The sequence below is a fragment of the Sphingobacterium daejeonense genome, assembly GCF_901472535.1.
GTDB lineage: Bacteria > Bacteroidota > Bacteroidia > Sphingobacteriales > Sphingobacteriaceae > Sphingobacterium > Sphingobacterium daejeonense.
Genome location: NZ_LR590470.1, coordinates 2,724,701 through 2,747,521, shown reverse-complemented (window position 1 = coordinate 2,747,521; position 22,821 = coordinate 2,724,701). Strand labels below are relative to the sequence as shown.

The following is a 22,821-nucleotide window of genomic DNA, read 5'->3' as shown; positions in this document are numbered from 1 at the left end:
AATAACTTAATCATGGCAGCCGAGAATGAAAATATAAAGTTGATAAGTAAGGAAAATGCTGAATTTCCTGATTATCTTGATTTTCAAAAATTGAGGTCTGAAGGTATTGCCTATCTAGGTAAGCTATCTGGAAAAATCTGGACTGACCACAACCTCCATGATCCAGGAATTACAATCTTGGAAATCCTATGTTATGCTATGCTCGACTTAGGATATAGAACCAATCTACCAACAATCGATATTCTGTCTAAAAATTCTCAACAACAAGCTAAGGACGACAATTTCTTCAGTGCAGCACAAATATTAACGAATAATCCATTAACCATTTTAGACTATCGAAAATTCCTTATCGATATCAAAGGGGTCAGGAATGCCTGGTTGGAAATAGCAACTGATCACTATGATTTCTGCTACTCTCCAAATAATCAGTACGATTTTAATGCTCAAGATTATAATTCGGGCAATACTACATTAAATGGATTATATCATGTATTTATTGATACAGAGAAAAATCCTAAAACAGACTTTGAAAATGAAATCGAAGCAGATGAATATTTAGACCTTCTTTCAAAATCAATCAAAGATAAATTAATGTCCCACCGAAACTTCTGCGAGGATTTTGTCGATATAACTTTCCTTTGCAAATTATTGCTGGGCGTATGTGCAACGGTTGAATTGCAAAATAACGCAGAACCTGAAGTGGTATATCAGAATATTATTCTAAAACTCAGGAATTTTATAACCCCAACACCAAAATTCTATACACTAGAACAATTATTAGATAAGAATATCCCAATTGATGAAATTTTCGCAGGAAGAGCACACAACTTAAATGAAAGTCATGGATTTATAGATAATTCGGAACTTCAACAAATAAAACTTAAAAAAGAAATCCATATTTCTGATCTTTTCAATATTATACTTTCGGTAGAAGGAGTAAAATCTGTTGATAATCTGTCAGTAAGAGGTTGTGAGCATATAAATTTTAATTCATCATCATCATGGAAATTTCAAATCCCTGTAAATTATGTAACTGAGTTTTCATTAAAATGCACAGAACTAAAATTCAAGAAGAACGGAATTCCTGTTGATATATACTTCAAGAAATTTGAAGGAGTTCTAAATATTAACTTTTCGAATTCTGGTAAAGTGCTTTATCAGAATCCATCAAAATTTTTGGACAGAGAAATTCCAAATGGTATTTATCATGAAGATTTAGATGACTATTATTTATTACAAGAGGATTTCCCAAGAGTTTATGGCATTTCTGAAGGTGGTTTACCTGATGATGTTTCCGATCACAGAAAAGCGCAAGCATTACAGCTACAGGGGTACCTGTTGTTTTTTGACCAGATTTTAGCAGGTCATTTGGCTCAATTGAAGAATATTAGAACCCTGTTCTCCATGAATTCTTCCGATGATCCAAATTTGAAAAGAACTTATTTCTTGAACAAATTAGCTGACAATGAAAATTTGTCAAAATTGCTGCGGTTTGCCGTAGGACCAGACAGCAATAATGATTTGGGAAATGAAGGTAATAGCCTAATTAGACCAATCCATAAATCAAAATTAATTGATTTAATCCATACGAATGAAACGGATCTTATAAAACCTGAGGAATTGGAATTGTATACTTTCAATTCATTAATAAATCTTCAAATTGCACTTAATCAGTTTAAAGAAGATCTCATAAATAACCAATATCAATTTGGTTTTTTAAACCAATATTCCGATAACATCCACTATTATATTTTGGGATCAAATGATGAATTTGCCCTTATAAGTAAATTTGGTTTCGAATCTATTTCAGCTGCGAACCTACACCTTAGTTCGGTAACTTATGTAGGCTCCTTCGAAGAAAATTATAGAAGTTTTATAATTGATGAGAATAATGTATCTTTTGATCTAGAACTCAATCTCTCAACCTTCAAATCTTATTTGGCTTTGATAATTGAAGATCGGGATTTATACCATTCACGAAGAAATACATTTTTAAACCATTTACTCGCTAGGTTTTCTGAAAAATTTACTGACAATGTCCTAGGAGAATATGCAAATGAGGCAATTAATTCTGCTGATGAATCACTCGTTGCTAAAGAGGATTTCTTAACTCAATACGATGATTTAAGTGCTAACAGGGCTAAAGCATATAATTATTTACAAAACAATTGGAATAATTTAAATGGCTCTGGTTTTGAATTAGAAGCTAAATATCGTGCTGGAATAAAAATAAGAAAGTCCATAGTTTATGTAATTTCATAGTGGAACAATTGGATGATTATTACATTGCTGAATTAATAATTGGAAATGAAAAATTTTTCACCTTAAATGAAAAATTCGACTCCGAAATTGAAGCTGAAGAGGCCGCCCAATTAGCATTTAATGCAATATCAAACCCTGAAAATCTAAAAACAAAATACATCGCACATGATAAAGTATATTCAATTGTTCTAAATTATCAAGAAAGTCAATATATCCCTTTCTTCAAACAGTATTCCACCTCTCAAGAGGCAGATACAGTTCGAACATCCTTAAACAGAATGTTTGCCAATACAACCTAAAGAAGAGGTTTACATTCAACAGCTATTCTTATAATTCTCAATTATTAAATTCAGACCAAAAAAGTAGTCCGTCAGTTAATTAATTCCTTGATACCGCAATCCAAGCTTTTTGATGCTGCAGGAAAATCTATCAATAAAATTAATGACAGCAAGATTTGGTCAAGTGAAGGTATTGATAATTTTAAAATAACTCAATTGATCCCAAACCAAACTGATTCAGAACATTCAAAATATATTGATGTCAAGGAATTTAAGGTAAATATCAGCAATTCAATAGTAGGTAAACCAAAGCTATTTACTTACGAATTATTGGATAATTCAAATACTTTCAAATTCTTCGCGAATGTGGACTTTGAAAATAACAGAACGGCTAAAAACCACGCTTATCTAATTTTATCATTAGCTTCTCAGTTTTCGAGTTATTCTATAGATCGTTCTTCTGTAGATTCAAAATTTAAATTAAATATCCGGGTTGATGATAGGATAGAGGCATATATTAATTTGGATTTTGATACTGAAAATGATGCTGCCCTAATGCGGGATCAAATAATCAAAACTATTCATAATTACCAATATCAAATCACTACTGAAGCTGAGCCAAAAGGTTGGAAGTTCAATTATGAATTAGGATATGATCCTCAATCTAATTATAAGTTTAGTAGTACCAAGGAATTTAAAGATGAGGAATTCGCAATCAAAGCGCTAAAATTATTCCATCAAGCAATTCCATCATTAAGGTTGGGAAAAAGTAAAAATGGACCGATCCTAACACAGCAAAATAAAGGCAGCAAATTACCAACTGTAGTGATTCAGCAATCTGAAAATACAGACCTGAAGCTGTTGGAAAATGCTTTGAATGAACAAAAAAATATCGCACAATATTTAGTAGCAGTAAAAAACAGAATTTCAAAGCAGCTGTAAGAAAAGAGGCAAGTGAAAATGCTCCTCAATTTATTTATAGATTGGTGGACAAAGATAATGTGATAGCAGTTTATCCAAGAAGGTTTTTCCGAAAAAAAAGACGCCCTTATTAGCCAAAAAGAAAATCTATAAATTACTGCGAACTTATAAACAATACTTGCAATTGTGTCTGGGAGGTGATATTATTAGGGAAATTATCGGGAAAAAATAATAAAACTAAATCTTATAAGTATTTAGTAAAAGCACATAATCTTCAATACAAAAATAAGGGTCCAATTAATGAAGAATTGATATTGTTTGAGAGCTATCGGACATTCCCAACAAAAGAATTAGCATTAAAAGCATTTGAAGACACATATTTTCAAATCCTTGAATTGGCAGCAGTTGAAAGCAGCTATGGAACAATAATTAGTTTTGAAGAATCGATTAATAATCAAGCTTTGGTTGTAATCCCTAAAATTACACAAGAAGAAATTGGAACATATTCTGACGGAACCATTCAGCAATTTATGCAACGATTGGTAAAAACCTACCCAATCAAGAAATTCCAAGACCAATATTATTTCTCCACTTTCTTTTCGGAGAAAAATCCTCAACAATGGAAAAGCATTAAATTTTATAGTTCTGCTGAAGATGCTTGGATAGATTTAATTTTTTCTTGATGCTATTGAAATATCCCGGAAATATTTTTGTTGACTGCAATTCTTCGGAAAATGAAAATGCTACTTATAAAATATACATCCGTGAGGTGCTAGCTGAAAGTACAGAAAAATTTTTCACTGAAGAAGCTGCTTGGGGTGAAGAAGGTGTCGAAAAATTTATTTGTGCTGTTCAATCTCAATTAGGACTTCATAAAGTCCAAAATAAAAATAACTGTTGTTACTCATTTTATCTCAATTGCGGACCTGATTTTCTTGAACATCTATGTAGTTATGATACCGCAAAAAAAAGAAATCAGGTCCTAATTGAATTGTATGACAGATTCAAAATTTTCTTGGAAAAGAAATCATATAGCTTTGATAGCGAAGATAATATATTATTGTTAAGGGATGTAGAAGGAAATTATTTTGCACGTAAAAGATTTGAAAAATCAGAAAACCAAGATTCATGCACTCTTTTATTCGAAATCCTGGAAGAATTCCAAAATCCAGAAATAAATATGTATTGGAAGGAGAAGTTATTTATCTGCAAGATAAAGTTGGAAATGTATTATTGGAGAGCTATGAAAAGAATTGGGATATTGAAGATTTCAAAGAGAAACTCAGACAATTTATTTGCTATTTCCCAATTTCTAGAAAATTGGATAATTATAATATTTTCCAATATAGCATTGAAATCAAATTGCCAGGGTTCAATGCTTGTCAGGAAGAAAAATTAAACCACTGCGGGTGTGTTGAAGAGAGTGAAGAAGAGAGTATTTGTTTTATTGCTTGGAAATCTTCATGTCCTTATGATAGCTGTTCGGAGGCATTACGTATGTGGCGTTTGGCTCTATCTTTACTGACCAATTATGAAAATTATAAGGCGATTCTGGACTGCTCTTCCAATACCTTTGGAATTGCATTGAATTATGATCCCCAACACATTGCTTATAATCCACAATGCTATGAATCTTCCCAAAAACTATGCGAAGCAGTAGATAGGACAATAACTTTGTGTAATTCGGAAGGTCTTCATGCTATTGAACATATCCTTCTTCGACCACGCTGCCCCGAAGATTGCGACTATAGGTCAGACCTTTTTCTTGGGCAAAGAGAATTTTCGACAAGTTACATCTGGGAGGTTGACCATTCTGATCCTTGCTCAGATGACTCAGATATAATTTTTAGACCGGGTATTGATCCTTATTCTTTTATTTCAACCGTGGTATTACCTGCCTGGCCTGAAAGATTCCGAACAGAATCTGGAAAAATGATTATGGAGGACATTTTTGTACCGGATGGCGCCAGCGCATGTGTTGCTCAGAATATTATGGCTTTCACCTCATGAATATTGCTGCTTTGAAAGTAAATATAAAGATTGGAGAAAATGGATCGCAAAAATGAATACCTGTAATAATGAATTCTCCGTAAGAGATTTTATGGACTTTTGTTTAGAAGAAATTATAAAAAACTTCATGAATGTCAAGACTGCCTGCCTTGTAACTCGAAAATTCAAACAAATATCTCTTGCATGTATAGATATGATAACCAAAATAGAGGAAATAAAAATCATTCCAAGACCAAGTAAATACTGCATTCGGTTGGATGATTTCCCTTGAAGGGGAATATCAGTTCTTTAGTTGTGATCAACAATATAACCGGGACAGAAAACCTGTAAATAAAGTGTCCCGAAAAGCAAAAACTATCAAAAAGAAACCGAAATGAACCACATCATCATGAAACAACATATGGATATCCAAATGAAAAATGGGTTAGACAGTTTCGGTATTCAACAGAAACTAAGTGATCAATATTGGAGTTATTTTATACCATTATTTGATGAAATATTCGATGAATTAACACATGAAAATGAAGTGCTTTCAATCAATAAAATTGAAATTGACCTAGGTGAAATATTACTTGAAGAAATCCTGAAAATTAATGAAAAACCAGAACTCCTTAGAAAAACAAAACAGCAAATTATTGAACAAATTACTAAAGAGATTTCAGGAACAAATACTATAGTAAGTTCATTGCCTGAAAATCACTTCCATCAATGGATGTTCTATATGAAAAATGGCTATTTAAATTGGAATGTTGCTTCTATGGAAGATATAGTTTTTCAGCATGTACTTGAAGTATTAGCAATGGATGGCTCAAAAGTTGAAATATTTGCCCATGAAGTATTGAAAAAATCTGAATTCCTGAGTCGATTAATATTCCAACACTCGGAAGATTTTTTAAAGAATCTACTCATTATGATTGCCCCAGATATAAAATCACAAATAATAATCAAATCGACTCTTTCAAAGAATTTGCAGAAAACCAATTGCTATCAGAAAGTGAAAAATTGAATGCTATCCAATCATTTTATAGAGAATTTATTTACAATGTTGTTAAACTAAGTTCAAATGGTTTTGATGAATCAATTGTTTTCACACTTGAGAATTTAGAGGCTATGAGTTTTGAGGTGAAAGATTATAATAGTGATACCAATGAAAATATATTAAGTGACTCCCAAATTGCTGAAGATAATAATCCAATATATGCTAATAATGTTGGTCTCGTGTTAGTTCATCCTTTTATAAGTACACTTTTCAAGAATCTTGAATTAGTTCAAAATCATGAATTTGTAAACAAAAAAGCTAGAGAAAAAGCAGTATATCTTCTGTACTATGCAGTTTCGGGGTTACAAAATCCAAAAGAATATGAATTAGTAGTACCTAAGATCTTGTGCGGTTTTCCAATCCATTCAGTCATTTCAAATCAAGTTTTTTTATCACCAAATGAATTATCGGAGATAGATGATATGTTAAAGGGAATGATTGCAAATTGGGAAATTTTAAATAATACATCTATTGAAGGGCTACGTGATGGGTTTTTGAAAAGAAAAGGAAAAATTAATATTCATGCCGATAAAATAAAAATCCTAGTAGAAAAGGGCTCAATTGATATGCTTCTGGATTATCTACCATGGAATTTAAGCCATATTAAATTGCCTTGGTTAAAGCATATCATCCAAGTTGAATGGAGATAAAATCACTTCCATTCATTTACGTTTTTGTTGACCATTTAGTTATAGTATTATGTCAGAAAAACCACTCGTATTAAAATGGAATCAGGTTACCCTTGATGCCATTAAATTATCCAAAACATCAACTCCAATTGCAGCTCGAGCATTAGCGATGGTTCATACAGCAATGTACGATGCTTGGTCAGTATATCATCCTTGCGCCATCCAGTACCAGTACTGCGAAATATATAAAAGTTCCAAACCAAAGCTGCGGAAAAGAAAATTTTAGAATTTCTTTTAGCTATGCTGCATATAGGGTTTTATCTGAATTGTTCTGTCATAAATTGCCTGCCGAGCATAAGGGGATATTTAAGGAATTGATGTGTCAGTCGGGTTACGATCCTGAAAATAAATGTATGGATATTAATAAGCCTGAAGGAATTGGAAATCTATTTGGGAAGATTATTCTTGAACAACGGATTGGCGACGGTGCTAACCAATATGCTAACCTAAAAATGCCAAGATATTCAGATTATACAGGATATCAACCTCAAAATAAAACTGATAAAAAATAATAAACATAAGTTTATATTACCTCATTGGGGTTTGGTGAACTCATTTTCATTGCCCTTCAATTGGCAGTATAGACCTTCATCTCCATTTGTTATAGAACAACCAGAGTTCAAGGCTCAGGCTAAAGAGATATTGGACATAAGTGCTGCATTGACAGATGAACAAAAAATAATCGCGAGTTATTGGGATGATCCTCGTGGGACTTATACTACGGCTGGCCATTGGTGTGAAATCGCTCAGTTTGTGGCGCAGAGAGAATATTATAGAAATTCAATGTGTATAAAATTGTTCTTTGTGCTGTCTAATGCATTATTGGATGCTAGTATCGCCGCTTGGGAGTGTAAACATTTTTATAACTCTGTTAGACCAATAACTGCAATAAGAGAATTGTTCTCCCGGTTTTGGGGTTCATGCCTGGGCTGGACCATGTAAAGGAACTGAAACAATGAAAGGTGAACAATGGATGCCTTATATAAAAACTCCAAACACACCAGAATATATATCCGCACACAGCTGCCTGAGTAGGGGCAGCAGCAATAATCCTTAAGAATTTCACAGGAAATGATGCCTTTGGAGGAAGAACCACCATTAAGATGGGATCATCAAATATCGAGGCCGGCGTAACACCGTGTATGGATATGGTATTGGAATGGCCAACGTATTCCGCTGCCGCTGAACAGGCAGGGTTATCCTGTATCTATGGTGGCACTCATTTTTCTAAAGGAACAGATGAAGGACATAAACTAGGATTAAAAGTTGCTGTTGGTGCGTGGGAAAAAGCTAAAGTCTATTTTAATGAAAAATAAAAAAGACATAAAAGAATCTCATGAAACTAGTAATCTCATTCCTCGATTTCAATTCACCTGAAGAATTTAGATACTTAGAACAATTGATCTTATACAGATTAAATGTCTATTTTCCTGATGGCAACGATATCCCCAAACCATTGCCGATCTATAAAAAATGGTCCCCTAAACTTTTTGAATTTATTGTCAATCACAAGCTGAACATAAATGAAGCAAGCCTGTTGGTTTTAGGAATGGTCCCACATATCCAACCCGACCTTTTTGATAACCTCATCAACTTTAAACTCAATCAATCCGGTGATTTCCAAAAAATTGGTGGTGTGCGCGGAAAGGACTTTAGAGGTTTTTTACCGACTGCGGAAACAGCAATATTTTTATTGGCCGAAGATGATTTTAACAAAAGAATTGGAAATCCAAAAACTATTTTGGGCAGACCATAATCTTCGAGAAAAAGAAAATATTATGGCTCGATGACCATGCATCTGGAGAACCCGAGATGAGCAGTAAAATTATGTTCTCCAAAGAATTTCTGGACCAATTTATTTATGGTGAATCTACACAACCAAAATTTAGTATTCACTTCCCAGCAAAAACTCATTAAAACAGAACTTGAATGGAAAGACCTTGTAATAAATGACGAACTGATAACGCAGGTAAATGAATTAAAGAGTTGGTTGAGATATAATTCATTATTGGTTAATGAATGGAATATGTCTGGAAGAATTAACAATGGCTACAAAGCATTGTTGTATGGTCCGTCTGGAACAGGTAAAACCCTAACCGTTGGTCTTTTGGGGAAAGAAGTAGGCAAGGAAGTCTATAAGATTGACCTTTCGATGGTATTGTCAAAATATATCGGTGAAACCGAAAAAAATCTCGAACAGATTTTTGCTAAAAGCAGAAGACAAGGGTTGGATCCTTTTCTTTGATGAAGCAGACTCCTTGTTCGGCAAAAGAACCAATGTCCGGGATGCGCATGATAAATATGCTAACCAAGAAGTATCCTACCTCTTGCAACGCATTGAAGACTATAACGGTATGGTCATTCTTGCTACCAATATGAAAAATAATATTGATGATGCTTTTATGCGTCGATTCAATGCAATCTTAAAATTCAGCATCCCCGAGCCTGATGAAAGAGTCAAGATTTGGAGACTCGCTTTTCCGCAAGATGTCCAATTCTACAACAACGACCAACCTGCAGATATCCCAGAAATGGTGAAGAATTATGTCATTTCCGGAGGATCAATCATCAATGTAGTCCATTACGCCTGCATCAAAGCATTCGAAAGACAACAAAATAAGGATACAGCAAAACGAATCTACTATACCGACGTCCTTGCAGGCATAAAAAAAGAATTGCTGAAAGAAGGAAAACCCTTTGGATAATGTTGGTGTCCCCAATTGCCATGGTTTGTGTCCAACCCGCCATGGTTGGTGTCCCCACCAACCATCCGTAGCTGAGCTAGCTCAAGTCTTGAGCGTTGGCCAGGGAAATGGCCTGACTTGGGCTAATAACACAAATTATTTACCATTCCATGGCTGAAAAATCACCACATCACCAACACCATAGGTGTGGCATGTTTGTTAACTCCGCTAGGGGTGCAACTATTCTAGAAACCATTGTTCCAAAACATAAAACCCCAGAGGGGTGCAACTATTCTAGGCAGGTGGGGACACCTGCCACGGCGAAAAAACCCCATCGGGGTTAAATGCCGGAGGCATGAAATATCTCTTAAATGCCATCGGCATGTAATATCTATAGAAATGTATATCGCCTCAAACACCAACGCCGTAGGTGTGGCATGTTTGTTAACCCCGCTAGGGGTGCAACTATTCTAGAAAAGATTACACAGCGCCATCCAACCCTGTAGGGGTGTCACTATAAATTGCTAGTTAATTAAATGGGTCGCTATCCCCACCAACCACATGAAAAGAGAAATCACTAAATGTCAGGATAGTACAGGATACTAATGCCAATAAAGTAGGTTAAATTATGATCAATTGGATAAAATAACCTTTTGTTCAACCTTATAAACCTAACATAAGTATCATTTTTAGTCTTAACGACTTTTGAATTTATTTAATACAATTAATTTTCATCCGATGAGAATTATTGTACTACATAGTTTTGGTCCTTTTCAAAATAATTCTTTGAGAAGATTATAAGGGATTAATAAAGGTTTTTCATATCCTACTGGATTATGATTTTTTTTTAAATATAACCCTTATAATAAACTTAAAACTATGATGAGAACCTTCAATCAATGTGTTCTTTTGTTGTTATTTTTATTGCTTTCGAAAATAACACTAGCCCAAGAACTTACAATTACAGGAAAAGTAACGTCCTCAACTAATGAACCCCTGGCAGGTGTTTCAAATTAAAGTTAGTTCAGGAAATGAAAGCACGAGTACGAATGCTGATGGAAATTATGAAATAAAAACTAATGGAGATCAAAGCCTAGTTTTTACCTACATGGGATACAATTCCCAAACAGTTTCCATTAATAACCGAACGGTTGTAAATGTTCAACTAGTTTCTTCATCGGAATCTATTGAAGAGGTGGTTGTTGCAGTTGGTTATGGCGTTGTCAAAAAAAGTGACTTAACAGGTGCTGTGGGAACTGTTCAAGGTGAAGCCTTAAGTGAAAGACCTAATTCAAATTTAAATCAAGCATTAGGTGGGAAAATAACAGGTGTTAATGTCTCTACAAGTTCCGGACGGCCAGGTGGAAGAACAAATATTCGAATCCGTGGTTCTAGTTCAATTTCTACTACCAATAATCCCCTTTATGTTATTGATGGGGTAATTATGAGTAGAGATGGGCTTCAAAATGGTAGCTCACCAATAGATTATATCAATCCTAATGATATTGCATCTGTTGAAGTTCTGAAAGACGCATCTTCTACTGCAATCTATGGTGCCAGAGGTGCTAATGGTGTTGTTATTGTAACCACTAAAAAAGGGACATCTGGTGGTGGCAAAGCGACTTACGATGCAGATATTGGTGTTGGATACGCTCCAAAATTATTGCCAGTATTAACTTCTGAAGAGTTTTTGGCAGTGGAAGAGCTTGCATACAAAAATGCGCAAAAATTTGACCCTGTTGGATGGGCAACGGGTACTAAGTATACCGATCCGACCACCAAAAGAAATAACCCGCTATTATTTGACGACAATGGAAAGCCATTGTACAATACAGATTGGCAAAAAGAAGCGTTTAGAAATGCTATCACACAAAACCATCAATTAAGCTTTACCAATGGTAATGAAAAAGGCTCCTATGGCGGTTTTGTAAATTACCGCAATGAACAGGGGGTTGCTTATGGATCGTGGCAGAAACGATATTCTGCTCGCTTTGTATTCGATACACAGATTAGAGACTGGTTTAAGGTAGGGGGTGTGTTGAGTTACACAGACCAAAAAGATAAACAAGTTGATGAATTAGGTGGAGGAGGCATTACCATGATGCGCCAGGTCCTAGAAGCTTTACCGTTAATTCCTGTTCGCTATGCTGATGGAAGTTGGGCAAGTAATCGCGATTATCCAGGCATGGAAGGTGGAGATAACCCTATACGTGTGGCCGATGAACGTCTTTATTATCTTTCAACCCAACCTTTTATTGGTAATATGTATGCCAATATTAAATTATTGGATGGTTTGGAATTCCGCACATCTATCGGAACAAATATTATAAATCAACGAAGAGATTATGCTGCTGCAGCTGGTCTTCAATACATTTCAAGTGATGGTACTGCAAACGTGGACAACAAAAGATTCAACTCCTGGCAGTTTGAAAATTACTTCACCTATCTAAAAGATTTTGGTGACATCCATTCCATTAATGCTATGTTGGGCTTCTCTTGGCAGCATACTGATTACTTTGGTTCATATGCCAGTTCAAGCAAGTATGCTGATTTCTATTACCAATTTAATAACCTAGGTGCTGGTGCAACGATGAACGCCCCTTCTTCCGGTGCTAACGCGAATGGTCTTAATTCATATTTTACTCGGATCAATTATACGCTATTGAATAAATACCTGTTTACTTTTACGGGTCGTATAGACGGATCTTCAAAATTTGGTCAGGATAATCAATATGCATTTTTCCCATCTGCAGCTGTCGCTTGGAAGATCAATGAAGAAAACTTCCTAAAGGATCATGAAACTATTTCGAATTTGAAATTAAGAATGAGTTACGGTGCAACAGGTAATTCTGAAATCCCTGCTTATCGCGCTTTGGCTGGAATGGGAAATTACGAAATCATCCAAGGGGGTGACCGTTTGGTAGGGGTCGGTACCAGCAGAATTGCAAATCCTACTTTAAAGTGGGAAAGAACTCAACAGGTTGACCTGGGATTAGAATTGGGATTGTTTCAAAACAAATTGAATTTCGAACTCGATGTTTACCACAGACAAGTAAATGATATGCTTCTGGATGCTCCAATTCCATTGTCAAGTGGTTATGGAACTATTTTTAGAAACATTGGAAGTATGAAAAATGATGGTATTGAGGTTGGGGTAAATGTTGCAAACATCGGTAATGATGTTTTCAGTTGGTCAGGGTTATTCAATTTTTCTTACAATAGAAATCGAGTGTTAAGATTGGTAGGAGGCTCAGATATTTTTAATGGCAATACAATAATCCGTACCGGCGAAGCAGTTGGATCTTTTTGGGGCTTTCAACATCTAGGAACCTGGTCATCTGAAGAAGCAGCTGAAGCTGAAAAATATAATATGCTTCCAGGTGATGTGAAATACCAAGATATCAATGCAGATGGTGTGATAAATGATAACGATAAAACAATTATTGGACGTGGTATTCCAGATGGTTACGGAACATTTTCAAATACCTTTAAATACAAAAACTTCTCCTTGTTGATTGATCTCCAATATATGTTTGGAAATGATGTTTTGGATCGCAGTATTCACTCAGCTGAAGACAGACAAGGTATTGCAAACAGCTACAAAACGGTATTGAATGCTTGGACGCCGGAAAATCAAAATACCTCAATTGCTCAGGTAAGACCAATTAATGCGTATTACACTACAAACAATGACAGTCATAAAGTAACTGATGCTTCTTTTATTAGAGGTAGAAATCTAATGCTTTCCTATAATGTTAACTCGGATCTCTTAACTAGAATGCATTTAGATAAATTAAGATTCTTTGCATCCGTTCAAAACTTCTTTGTCGTTACCAAATACGCTGGGTATGATCCTGAGGTATCCAATTCAGGTTCTCCTTTTGACCAAGGATTTGGTATGTATGATTACCCTAGGCCTAGAGTTTTTACTTTCGGACTTAATATTGGTTTATAATTTAATTAGAACATCATGAAATATTTAAGATATATAAAAACAACTTTTAAGATTACTTCTAGCATGCTTGCTTTTGGAGCTATTGTCGGATGTTCAGGATTTTTAGATGAATCTGACCCAAGTAATTTTACTGTAGAGAATTATTTTACAAAACCTGAACACGCTAGAAGTTCAGTTAGTGCTATATATGCAAATCTGAGAAACCCAATGGGTAGTGGCTTTGGCGGTGGTACATGGATGATGTTGGAATTCGCTACAGGGCTGGCGGCGACCGATCTCGGCCAAGCGGTAAATAGTTATTATGTGAAAGATCTGCGAAATACCTCTGACAATGGTTATGGCCTCGATTATTGGTCAACATATTACCGTGGCATTGGTAATGCTAACCTTTCTATAGCGAATATTCCGAATATCAATATGGATGAGAATGAGAAAAAAATGATTTTAGGCGAGGCACATTGCCTGAGAGCATTCTTTTATTTTAATCTGGTTCAAATGTTTGGAGAGATACCTTTGGTTACTGAAGCCGTGGATTTAAAATCAGAACAGTTGTATCCTGAACAAGCTAAGGTGGAACAAGTTTATGATTTGATCGTAAGTGACTTGAAAATAGCGGAAGCATCTGGATTGCCTTGGAATGATCAAAGCGGCAAAAATAAATATGGGAATCGTTAAGTCACTAATGGCTAAGGTTTATCTTACTATGGCTGGTTTTCCCCTCAATAAAGGTGCTGCTTACTATGACCTTTCAGCCAAGGCCTCTCAAGAAGTAATTAATTCTGGTCAATACCAATTGTTTCCTTCATACAATGATTTGCATGATCCAAAAAAGAAAAATGGTTCTGAGAACATTTTTAGCATTCAATATAAAACTCAGGTTATTCCTTCAAATTGGCAAGTAGCAATTATTCCATATAACAAAAATATCTCTGCTTATTCAGATGAAACTGGTGGCATATATGCTACTAAAGATTTTGTGGAATCTTACGACTCAAATGATTTAAGAAGAAAGGAAAAACAATTCTTCTTTACTAAATTTACCCATGAAGCGGATCGTAGTAGAGAAGTGGAATTAGGTGCTTACTTTATTTACAAGCACTTTGACTATGATGCACAAACCAGTACAACAAACAGTGATTTGAATTGGTCTATTATACGTTATGCGGATGTATTGCTATTATATGCTGAAGCAATGAACGAGGTTGCCGGCCCAAGTGCGAATGTATATGAAGCTGTGAATGCAATCAGGAAGAGAGCTGAATTAGCTCCTTTGGCTGGACTGTCAAAAGATCAACTCCGTGAAGCAATCTGGAAGGAGAGGTGGCATGAACTATGTTATGAAAATATAACTTGGTTTGATATGGTGCGCCTCAGAAAAGCTTTCAATGTCTCTACCAAGAAATTTGAAAACTATGTTGGACATAAATTTTCTTATGGCCCGGTAGTTACTGAAAGAGAGTTGTTGTTTCCTAAACCTACTGCTGAAATCAGAAATAATTCTAAACTAATTCAAAACAAAGGTTACTAACAATAGTATACGTGATATAAAACTGCCTGAATATAACATTCAGGCAGTTTTTTTATTTTAATGATAGAATAAATAAATAGAGAATAAATAATTTCTGAAATTTTCCTTGAGTTATCATTAACTGAATTTTTGTTAAGGTTTTACATTTTTAAGAATCTATATCCTTTTAGATTTGATGTTTTCAAAACTGAATCCCAAAACAATTTCTTATTTTAGAGAATAACATTAACCAATATCCCAATGAAATGGGAATCATCCCTGAACTTAAACAATAATTATAAACTATATGGTATTTATAATTGTCTTATTGAGCCTACTCTTTCTGGTACTATTAATCACCTATTTTAAAGTCAACACCTTTATTTCATTCCTTATCGTTTCCATTCTGGCAGCTATTGTATTGGGTATTCCCATGTCAAAGATACCCGCTACGGTCGAGAAGGGTATAGGCTCCATAATGGGAGGATTGACACTTATAATCGTATTGGGAGCAATGTTGGGAAAGATTGTTGCAGAAAGTGGAGCTGCAGAAAATATCTCCACCGTGATGGTCAAACTATTTGGCGTAAAATATTTGCAATGGGGGATGGCATTCACCGGATTTATAGTCGGTATTCCTTTGTTCTATGGAGTTGGTTTTGTGTTATTGGTGCCCTTGATATTCTCCATTGTCTATAAATATAAGTTACCGCTGGTTTACATAGGTTTGCCGATGTTAGCAGCCTTGTCTGTCACACATGGCTTTATCCCTCCGCATCCTTCACCCGTTGCATTGGTAGTCCTGTTCAACGCTAATATGGGATTAACCCTGATCTATGGAATTATAATCGCCATTCCTGCAATTATCCTCGGTGGTCCCTTGTTCAGTAAAACTTTAAAACATATCAAGGCAGGTAAATCGGAAATATTCAATTTCGAAGATACCAAGGTGGTAGACGAAGGATATGAAAAACCTGGGAAATGGAATTCTTTTATCACGGCGCTCCTGCCTGTGATTATGATCATATTGTTTACTGTGCTTCCTTATATTGTTCCGAAGTCGTATGAAACAGCCCATGAAATTATTGCCTTCTTGGGGTCTGCAAATATTGTAATGTTGGTCGCTATTATTTATGCTACATTTTCCTTGGGTGTAAGCTTAGGGAGGCCAATCAAAAGTGTGATGGCTACTTATTCTGATGCTGTCAAGGATATCGCGATGATTCTATTGATTATTGCAGGATCAGGAGTTTTCAAACCAGGTTATGGAAGAAAGTGGAGTCAGCCTATTACTTGCAGAAAATCTTCAGGGACTGCCAATACATCCATTGATACTGGCTTGGATCATAACTGCTATTATTCGTGGATGTATCGGTTCAGCAACAGTAGCTGCCCTAACTGCTGCAAGTGTTTTGTTGCCATTGATTCAGTCTACCCATGTTAATCCAAACTTAATGGTTTTATCAATCGGAGCTGGCAGTCTGATGTTTTCACATGTTAATGACTCCGGTTTCTGGATGTTCAAAGAATACCTAGGAATCTCCGTGAAGGATACCTTTAAGTCATGGTCCGTAATGGAAGCAATTGTTTCAGTAGTAGGTCTTATTGGAGTAATGCTTTTATCCTTATTTTTATAATAAATTTTAACAACAATAAATTTTAATATATGTACAATGCAGATGAGCAGTTTGAAAAATTAGGTTTAACACTTCCGCCAGCGCCAGCTCCGCTTGGAGTTTATAAACCGTATTTAATTGATGGGAAATACCTATACCTTTCAGGTCATGGACCAGTACAAGATGATAAAAGCTTGATCATTGGAAGAATTGGAAGCGATATGGATGCTGATGCGGGAAAAATTGGCAGCCCGTCAAGTTGGTCTCACCATGCTGTCAACAATAAAAACAAACCTGGGATCTTTGAATAAAGTCAAAAGAGTGATCAAGGTTTTGGGAATGGTAAATTGTACTCCAGAATTTGAAAAACATCCATTTATTATCAACGGAGCAAGTGAGTTGTTTGCACAAGTATGGGGTGAGGAAAATGGAGTAGGAGTGAGAAGTGCTGTTGGATTTGGATCCCTGCCGGATAATATCCCCGTGGAAATCGAGGCTTTATTTGAACTTCATGTAGGTTAATTATGGAAAATTGGTTTGAGGTTGAGAATGCTGACTGTATAGATTCACCAGCTCTTTTGATATATCCTGATCGTGTTGCCAACAATATCCGGCAGCTCAAAAAAAATGGTCGCGGGAAATACCAGTAGACTGAGACCACATGCTAAAACGCATAAAATGGTTGAAGTAAGCAAAATGCTTATCGAGGAAGGTATTGATCAGTTTAAATGTTCAACAATAGCTGAAGCAGAAATGCTAGCTATGAGCAATGCAAAAGACGTTCTGTTGGCATATCAACCCGTAGGACCAAAACTCCAACGTTGGGTGAAGTTAATTCAGGAATATCCAAATACACATTTTGCTTGTATAGTTGATCACTCTTCATCCATTAAAAATCTTGCAGAGCTTGCTAAGGAGCTCTCCATAGAACTTTATATTTATTTTGACATCAATGTAGGGATGGGTAGGACGGGAGCTTCTCAAGATCAAATTGATGGGCTGTGGGAAAGTTTACAGAATTATCCTAATCTCCATCTGGAAGGTGTGCATGGTTATGATGGCCATATCCATGATCCTGATCTTAAGATTCGAGAAAAGGAGTCTGATGCATGCTATAAAATTCTCAAGGAAGTTTTTGATAAACTACAAGTGAGATCAAAGGATACCCTTAAGATGGTTATCGGTGGTTCGCCATCTTTTACGACACACTCAAATAGGAAAGATGTTGTATGCAGCCCCGGAACCTTTGTGTTTTGGGATTGGGGTTACCGTCAGAAAATTCCTGAACAGAAATTTGAATATGCGGCAGTATTGTTGACGCGAGTGATTTCTATAATTAATGAAACCCGCATTTGTATAGACCTCGGCTATAAAGCAGTCGCTTCAGATCCCCCATTACCTAGAGTAAAATTCTTGAATGCTGATGATGCTATTCCAGCATTTCAGAGTGAAGAACATTTGGTATTGGATGTAAAGGACAGCAAAGATTATCCTCTAGGGAAAATTCTGTATGCAGTCCCGACCCATGTATGTCCAACAGTTGCCTTATATGATCGTGTTTCAGTCATCAAAGACCATCAGAAGATTGCCACTTGGCAAGTTATAGGAAGAAGTAGAATGCTAAATATCTAAACTATGAGCAATAGCCTACCATTTTTAATTGACGGTCACCTTGACCTGAGCATGAATGCTATGGAATGGAACCGTGATCTACGTCTCCCAATTTCAGAACTAAATAATCGCGAGTCTGGTTTAGATGATAAACCTGACCGAGGAAAAGCTACAGTTACTTTTGAAGAGTTGCGTAAAGGGAATATTGGACTAGTCGTTGCGACCCAAATTGCCCGATATGTAAAACCTGATAGCCCTTTGCCCGGATGGTTTTCCCCAGAACAGGCTTGGGCACAGACTCAAGGTCAACTGGCTTGGTATAAGGCCATGGAAGATGATGGACAGCTCACTATGATCCAAAACAAAGAAGATCTGGAAGCACACCTAGCAAATTGGAACAGTTCTGAAAATGACAATAAACCTATCGGTTATATTTTAAGCCTTGAAGGTGCCGATTCCATGGTGGATCTTTCCTATGTTGAAAAGGCTTATGCCTATGGACTTCGGGCAATAGGACCGGCACATTACGGTCCGGGAAGATATGCCAACGGAACAGATTCAAGAGGTGAACTCAACAAAGAAGGTATTGCCCTTCTCCAAGAAATGGATCGATTGAATATGATTCTGGATGCAACCCATCTGAATGATGATGCTTTTTGGGATGCCCTGAACAGATATAAAGGTAATATCTGGGCAAGTCATAATAACTGCCGCACCTTCGTTGATCACAATCGTCAGTTCAGTGACGATATGATCAAGGCTTTGATTGAACGCGAAGCTGTAATAGGTGTTGCTCTCGATGCCTGGATGATGGTGCCAAACTGGATCCGCGGAACCTCAACACCACAATCTACCAATTGCAATATGGAAATCATGGCCAACAACATCGACCATATCTGTCAGCTAGCCGGCAACACCAACCATGTCGCCGTAGGTAGTGACCTCGATGGCGCATTCGGAAGAGAACAATGCCCCTATGACCTAGAAACAATAGCCGATATCCAAAAAATCTTCCCAATCCTAAATTCCCGCGGCTACAAACCCGAAGACATCCAAAAAATAGCCAATGGTAATTGGCTTAGATTTATGCGAAAGGCATTGTAAAATTACTTCCCGCCATGGTTGGTGTCCCCACCAACCATCACTAAAGGTGGCTTGTTTTGGTTGTGTTGCATCCGTTAAACAAACAAGCCACACCGATGGCGCTGGTTTTTGATGCGATAATCAACGCTATAGGTATGACATGCCTACGGCATTTAAGATATATTTTATGCCTACGGCATTTAACCCCGATGGGATGCGGTCGCCGTGGCAGGTGTCTTCAGGCGCCACATAATAGAGCTATCTTTGCCGCCATGGTTGGTGTCCCCACCAACCATCACTAAAGGTGGCTTGTTTTGGTTGTGTTGCATCCGCTAAACAAACATGCCACACCGATGGCGCTAGTTTTTGATGCGTTAATCAACGCTATAGGTATGACATGCCTACGGCATTTAAGATATATTTCATGTCTTCGACATTTAACCCCGATGGGCAATGTCATTAAGTTAAGGATTTTATCATGCCGGTTTGTAGTTTTGTGTAGGTCCTGTGCTTGCACTTTTTATTCGAGGTCTTAAGCTGCCTTGGGAATGATCTTCCCTTTCGAATGGGCAATGTGTCCTTGAGGAAATAGGCCGTGAGCTCCCTGAGGATTTCCCTTTCCCTGTTTTTGAAAAAGATGGCTATCAGGTTTTCCTTTAATTTTCCGAAGGATTTGTTCCCGTTGACCTTTTGGGGGTACTTTTTCGTGGACGTATCGCGGTCGAGCTGGACCTGGGCATCCCTGATCAGTATCGAATGCAGGTTTGACATCATCACCGTTGCATAGAAATCCTGCTCGACGGATTCCACCGTCAGCCCGCTGAAGGATTCCATCTGCATGGTATTCTTCAGTTTGGAGATGTTCGTCTCCACTCCCCAGCGCCTGAAGTACAGGTCCCCGAACATATCGTTCTCAAACCCCTCTTCCTGCCATAGGTTGGTCGCGATCACCTCCGTGGTCGACTGCAGTTCTACCCTGACCAAGCGTATGCGGATCCTTGTTGAGCTGTCCGTGGCGAACCCGCTCTGGCGCAGGCCGCTGATGGAGGCCTGGGTTGGGGCAAGCTCGATGACCTGGGAAACCTTTCCCGTCTTCAGGAACCTCTTGACAAACTCTAGCGAATCCTTCGCCCTGATCACGAACTTGCGCTCGCTCTCCTGCCAGCTATGGAGCGCGAACATCTTGAACGTTGAATAGTACCTGTCATAGATGGCAATGGAGTCCACGGGCAGTTCCTCGATCCAATGGGAGGCCAGGGTCAGCTCGCTGGTCCGGTATGGGGCTATGCAGGCATGGGTCACCAGGTCGTTCAGCACATCGTAGTGATAGAAGGTCTTTGCCTGCACGAAGCTCGAGTTCTGGTTGCTCTGGCCGCCAAAGTTGGCCTGCAGGGAAGGCGTGTTCACCAGGGCAAGGTTGGAGCCGTCAACTGCGATCAGGCGATAGCCCATCCATCTCCTGGTATCCCCCGGTGCATGGCGCAGGAAGCTCTCGCAGAGCACCCGGTTCCAGACCAGGAAGAAAAGGGGGCTCAGCTTGCTCCTCTGCTGGGAAAAGGCACTCACCGAGCAACTGATCTTCTTGCCCAGCTCACCAAAGAAACCTTCCAGTTCGACAGAGAGGGTCCGCTTGCACATCTTGGCGATCAGCAAGACCAATCTCTCGAAATTGAGCTTCCGGTCCCGGGTGAAATGGGTTTTGGAATTCCTGAAAAGATTGAGCAGCAGAGGATCTGTTAAACAGATAGAAATAAAATTTTTTAGGTCTGAAACGATTTTAAGTGCTATTTTTACATCGGCCATAAACGCGGTTGTTTAGATTTGTTTAGTAGTGAATTCAAAATTAAACATTTACGTGATTTATGGCCTTCTTTTTTTCTTAACTTAATGACATTGCCCGATGGGGTGGGCGCGTTGTGGCAGATGTCTCCAGCTGGCACCATACTTCGCGCCATGGTTGGTGTCCCCACCAACCATTACTTAAGGTAGCTGTGCTGGTTATGTTGCATCCGCTAAACAAACATGCCACACCGATGGCGCTGGTTTTTGATGCGATAATCAACGCTATAGGTATGACATACCTACGGCATTTAAGATATATTTTCATGTCTTCGACATTTAACCCCGATGGGGTGGGTTACCGAAGCAGGTGTCTCCACCTGCCATATAATGGAGCTATCTTTCAAACCAAATAACCCTGTAAGGGTGTCATTATTCTAGCTGATATTGTTATCCGCTCATGTAACCCCAGAGGGGTGTAACTATTATAGCGAAATATTTTATCAAATTTAATATCTCAAATCTCACATCTCATATCTCATATCTAATTCAATATTTCACATCTCACATCTCATATCTAAAACCTTTCTCCTTCCTACCTTCTTCCACTCTCCTTCGTCTCTTGTTCGCACCTTGTTCGGACCTCGTTCGGAGCTTCTTCGGAATACACCCGAACAAGGTCCGAACGAGGTCCGAACGAAAGAATACTGAGAGTGGAACGAGAGTGGAAGGAGAGTGGAACAAGATCCGATAAAAAGCAGATAGGTCAATCCCTAAAAAAAGAAGGGAATTAAAAATTAATTGATAAATTAGATATAATCCTTAACCATAATCTGCTTTTGTTGTTTAGTTTCTAAAAATGATATCATGTACTTTCTGTTTATATTTTCTTCAATTCTTCTTATCCTGATATTCTTATTTCTTACAGCAATACATGTGTACTGGGGATTCGGAGGGAGATGGGGCAGCAGTGCTGTCTTCCCTACAAAGGACGATTCTATAAAACCAGTCATGCCTGGACCTATTCCTACATTCACTGTAGCATTGGGATTGTTTGTTTTTGGCTTGATTGTATTTTTGAATTTAATAGACCTTGATCTACCACCATGGTTAGATATTCTGAGAAAATATGGAATATGGGCGATAATAGTAATTTTCCTGGTACGTGCAATTGGCGATTTCAGGTATGTAGGATTTTTTAAGAAATACAGAAATACAAAATTTGGTAAAAATGATACAAAATATTACTCGCCCTTGTGTATGCTGATAGGAATTTTGGGTATAATAATAATTGTTATTTAGAAATTAATGAATCTCGTGTACTTCCGTAAACCTTTATATTTACTAGTCCTTACTGCCATATTTGGATGCAATCCGAAGAATACTA

Annotated in this window: 24 protein-coding genes and 2 pseudogenes; 25 read left to right on the top strand and 1 reads right to left on the bottom strand. The window is 37.3% G+C overall.

Annotated elements, in window-relative coordinates; genetic code table 11:
* Nucleotides 1-12 precede the first annotated feature (12 nt).
* From FGL31_RS13325 to FGL31_RS13235, 24 genes and pseudogenes are all read left to right on the top strand, one after another.
* Nucleotides 13-2,262 (top strand): baseplate wedge protein, encoded by a 2,250-nt coding sequence (locus tag FGL31_RS13325; protein WP_138092102.1) that lies wholly within the window; start codon nucleotides 13-15, stop codon nucleotides 2,260-2,262.
* Nucleotides 2,263-2,270: 8 nt separating this feature from the next.
* Nucleotides 2,271-2,561 (top strand): hypothetical protein, encoded by a 291-nt coding sequence (locus FGL31_RS13320; RefSeq protein WP_138092099.1) that lies wholly within the window; start codon nucleotides 2,271-2,273, stop codon nucleotides 2,559-2,561.
* Between the two features lie 87 nt (nucleotides 2,562-2,648).
* Entirely contained in the window at nucleotides 2,649-3,482 is an 834-nt protein-coding gene (locus FGL31_RS13315) for a hypothetical protein (RefSeq protein ID WP_138092096.1), read from the top strand.
* Between the two features lie 176 nt (nucleotides 3,483-3,658).
* Nucleotides 3,659-4,144 carry a hypothetical protein gene (locus tag FGL31_RS13310; protein ID WP_138092093.1) on the top strand — a complete coding sequence of 162 codons (486 nt, stop codon included), beginning with the start codon at nucleotides 3,659-3,661 and terminating at the stop codon, nucleotides 4,142-4,144.
* Nucleotides 4,145-4,230: 86 nt separating this feature from the next.
* Complete coding sequence (locus FGL31_RS22710) at nucleotides 4,231-4,860, top strand: hypothetical protein (protein WP_171017674.1); 630 nt, start codon at nucleotides 4,231-4,233, stop codon at nucleotides 4,858-4,860.
* A complete protein-coding gene (locus tag FGL31_RS13305; protein ID WP_232046742.1) occupies nucleotides 4,824-5,471 on the top strand; it encodes a hypothetical protein in 648 nt (215 codons plus the stop codon). Before FGL31_RS22710 ends, FGL31_RS13305 begins: the two co-directional genes overlap by 37 nt.
* A gap of 373 nt (nucleotides 5,472-5,844) precedes the next feature.
* Entirely contained in the window at nucleotides 5,845-6,477 is a 633-nt protein-coding gene (locus FGL31_RS13300) for a contractile injection system tape measure protein (RefSeq protein ID WP_138092087.1), read from the top strand.
* The gene (locus FGL31_RS13295; RefSeq protein ID WP_138092084.1) at nucleotides 6,474-7,160 is read left to right on the top strand and encodes a contractile injection system tape measure protein; all 687 of its coding nucleotides are present in this window, start codon (nucleotides 6,474-6,476) and stop codon (nucleotides 7,158-7,160) included. The genes FGL31_RS13300 and FGL31_RS13295 overlap by 4 nt, the downstream gene beginning before the upstream one ends.
* 170 nt (nucleotides 7,161-7,330) lie before the next feature.
* Nucleotides 7,331-7,711, top strand: coding sequence for a DUF6851 domain-containing protein (locus FGL31_RS13290; protein WP_138092081.1), 381 nt, complete (start codon nucleotides 7,331-7,333; stop codon nucleotides 7,709-7,711).
* Nucleotides 7,712-7,745: 34 nt separating this feature from the next.
* Nucleotides 7,746-8,141: a phosphatase PAP2 family protein gene (locus FGL31_RS13285; RefSeq protein ID WP_512745627.1), complete on the top strand. Its 396-nt coding sequence runs from the start codon at nucleotides 7,746-7,748 to the stop codon at nucleotides 8,139-8,141.
* Between the two features lie 13 nt (nucleotides 8,142-8,154).
* On the top strand, nucleotides 8,155-8,256 hold the full coding sequence (locus FGL31_RS30530) for a hypothetical protein (protein ID WP_512745612.1): 102 nt from the start codon (nucleotides 8,155-8,157) through the stop codon (nucleotides 8,254-8,256).
* Nucleotides 8,246-8,515 (top strand): hypothetical protein, encoded by a 270-nt coding sequence (locus FGL31_RS13280; protein WP_512745626.1) that lies wholly within the window; start codon nucleotides 8,246-8,248, stop codon nucleotides 8,513-8,515. Before FGL31_RS30530 ends, FGL31_RS13280 begins: the two co-directional genes overlap by 11 nt.
* A gap of 20 nt (nucleotides 8,516-8,535) precedes the next feature.
* A complete protein-coding gene (locus tag FGL31_RS13275) occupies nucleotides 8,536-8,955 on the top strand; it encodes a hypothetical protein (RefSeq protein ID WP_138092072.1) in 420 nt (139 codons plus the stop codon).
* A gap of 105 nt (nucleotides 8,956-9,060) precedes the next feature.
* Nucleotides 9,061-9,904 (top strand): annotated as a pseudogene (locus FGL31_RS29935) (ATP-binding protein).
* A 982-nt stretch (nucleotides 9,905-10,886) separates the two neighbouring features.
* Entirely contained in the window at nucleotides 10,887-13,838 is a 2,952-nt protein-coding gene (locus FGL31_RS13260) for a SusC/RagA family TonB-linked outer membrane protein (protein ID WP_197734243.1), read from the top strand.
* 15 nt (nucleotides 13,839-13,853) lie between these two features.
* Nucleotides 13,854-14,513 carry a RagB/SusD family nutrient uptake outer membrane protein gene (locus FGL31_RS23625; protein ID WP_197734242.1) on the top strand — a complete coding sequence of 220 codons (660 nt, stop codon included), beginning with the start codon at nucleotides 13,854-13,856 and terminating at the stop codon, nucleotides 14,511-14,513.
* Nucleotides 14,500-15,366, top strand: coding sequence for a RagB/SusD family nutrient uptake outer membrane protein (locus tag FGL31_RS23620; protein ID WP_197734241.1), 867 nt, complete (start codon nucleotides 14,500-14,502; stop codon nucleotides 15,364-15,366). Before FGL31_RS23625 ends, FGL31_RS23620 begins: the two co-directional genes overlap by 14 nt.
* Nucleotides 15,367-15,652: 286 nt before the next feature.
* Nucleotides 15,653-16,543, top strand: a pseudogene (locus FGL31_RS13250) (GntT/GntP/DsdX family permease); the annotation flags it as partial.
* 67 nt (nucleotides 16,544-16,610) lie between these two features.
* Nucleotides 16,611-16,982, top strand: a complete 372-nt coding sequence (locus FGL31_RS25795) for a GntP family permease (RefSeq protein ID WP_232046741.1) — start codon at nucleotides 16,611-16,613, stop codon at nucleotides 16,980-16,982.
* 29 nt (nucleotides 16,983-17,011) lie between these two features.
* Complete coding sequence (locus tag FGL31_RS25790; RefSeq protein ID WP_232046740.1) at nucleotides 17,012-17,272, top strand: RidA family protein; 261 nt, start codon at nucleotides 17,012-17,014, stop codon at nucleotides 17,270-17,272.
* A complete protein-coding gene (locus tag FGL31_RS25785; RefSeq protein WP_232046739.1) occupies nucleotides 17,265-17,483 on the top strand; it encodes a RidA family protein in 219 nt (72 codons plus the stop codon). The genes FGL31_RS25790 and FGL31_RS25785 overlap by 8 nt, the downstream gene beginning before the upstream one ends.
* A 2-nt stretch (nucleotides 17,484-17,485) precedes the next feature.
* The gene (locus FGL31_RS28060) at nucleotides 17,486-17,611 is read left to right on the top strand and encodes a hypothetical protein (RefSeq protein ID WP_262709126.1); all 126 of its coding nucleotides are present in this window, start codon (nucleotides 17,486-17,488) and stop codon (nucleotides 17,609-17,611) included.
* A 28-nt stretch (nucleotides 17,612-17,639) separates the two neighbouring features.
* The gene (locus FGL31_RS13240) at nucleotides 17,640-18,593 is read left to right on the top strand and encodes a D-TA family PLP-dependent enzyme (protein ID WP_232046738.1); all 954 of its coding nucleotides are present in this window, start codon (nucleotides 17,640-17,642) and stop codon (nucleotides 18,591-18,593) included.
* 3 nt (nucleotides 18,594-18,596) lie between these two features.
* Nucleotides 18,597-19,676: a dipeptidase gene (locus FGL31_RS13235; protein ID WP_099371901.1), complete on the top strand. Its 1,080-nt coding sequence runs from the start codon at nucleotides 18,597-18,599 to the stop codon at nucleotides 19,674-19,676.
* Nucleotides 19,677-20,114: 438 nt separating this feature from the next.
* Here FGL31_RS13235 and FGL31_RS13230 read toward each other — a convergent pair whose 3' ends face one another.
* Nucleotides 20,115-21,458 carry an IS4 family transposase gene (locus FGL31_RS13230; RefSeq protein ID WP_138092060.1) on the bottom strand — a complete coding sequence of 448 codons (1,344 nt, stop codon included), beginning with the start codon at nucleotides 21,456-21,458 and terminating at the stop codon, nucleotides 20,115-20,117.
* Nucleotides 21,459-22,301: 843 nt separating this feature from the next.
* On the opposite strand from FGL31_RS13230, the gene FGL31_RS13225 reads away from it, so the two are divergent.
* Nucleotides 22,302-22,736 (top strand): DUF3995 domain-containing protein, encoded by a 435-nt coding sequence (locus FGL31_RS13225; RefSeq protein ID WP_099371558.1) that lies wholly within the window; start codon nucleotides 22,302-22,304, stop codon nucleotides 22,734-22,736.
* Nucleotides 22,737-22,821: the final 85 nt, after the last annotated feature.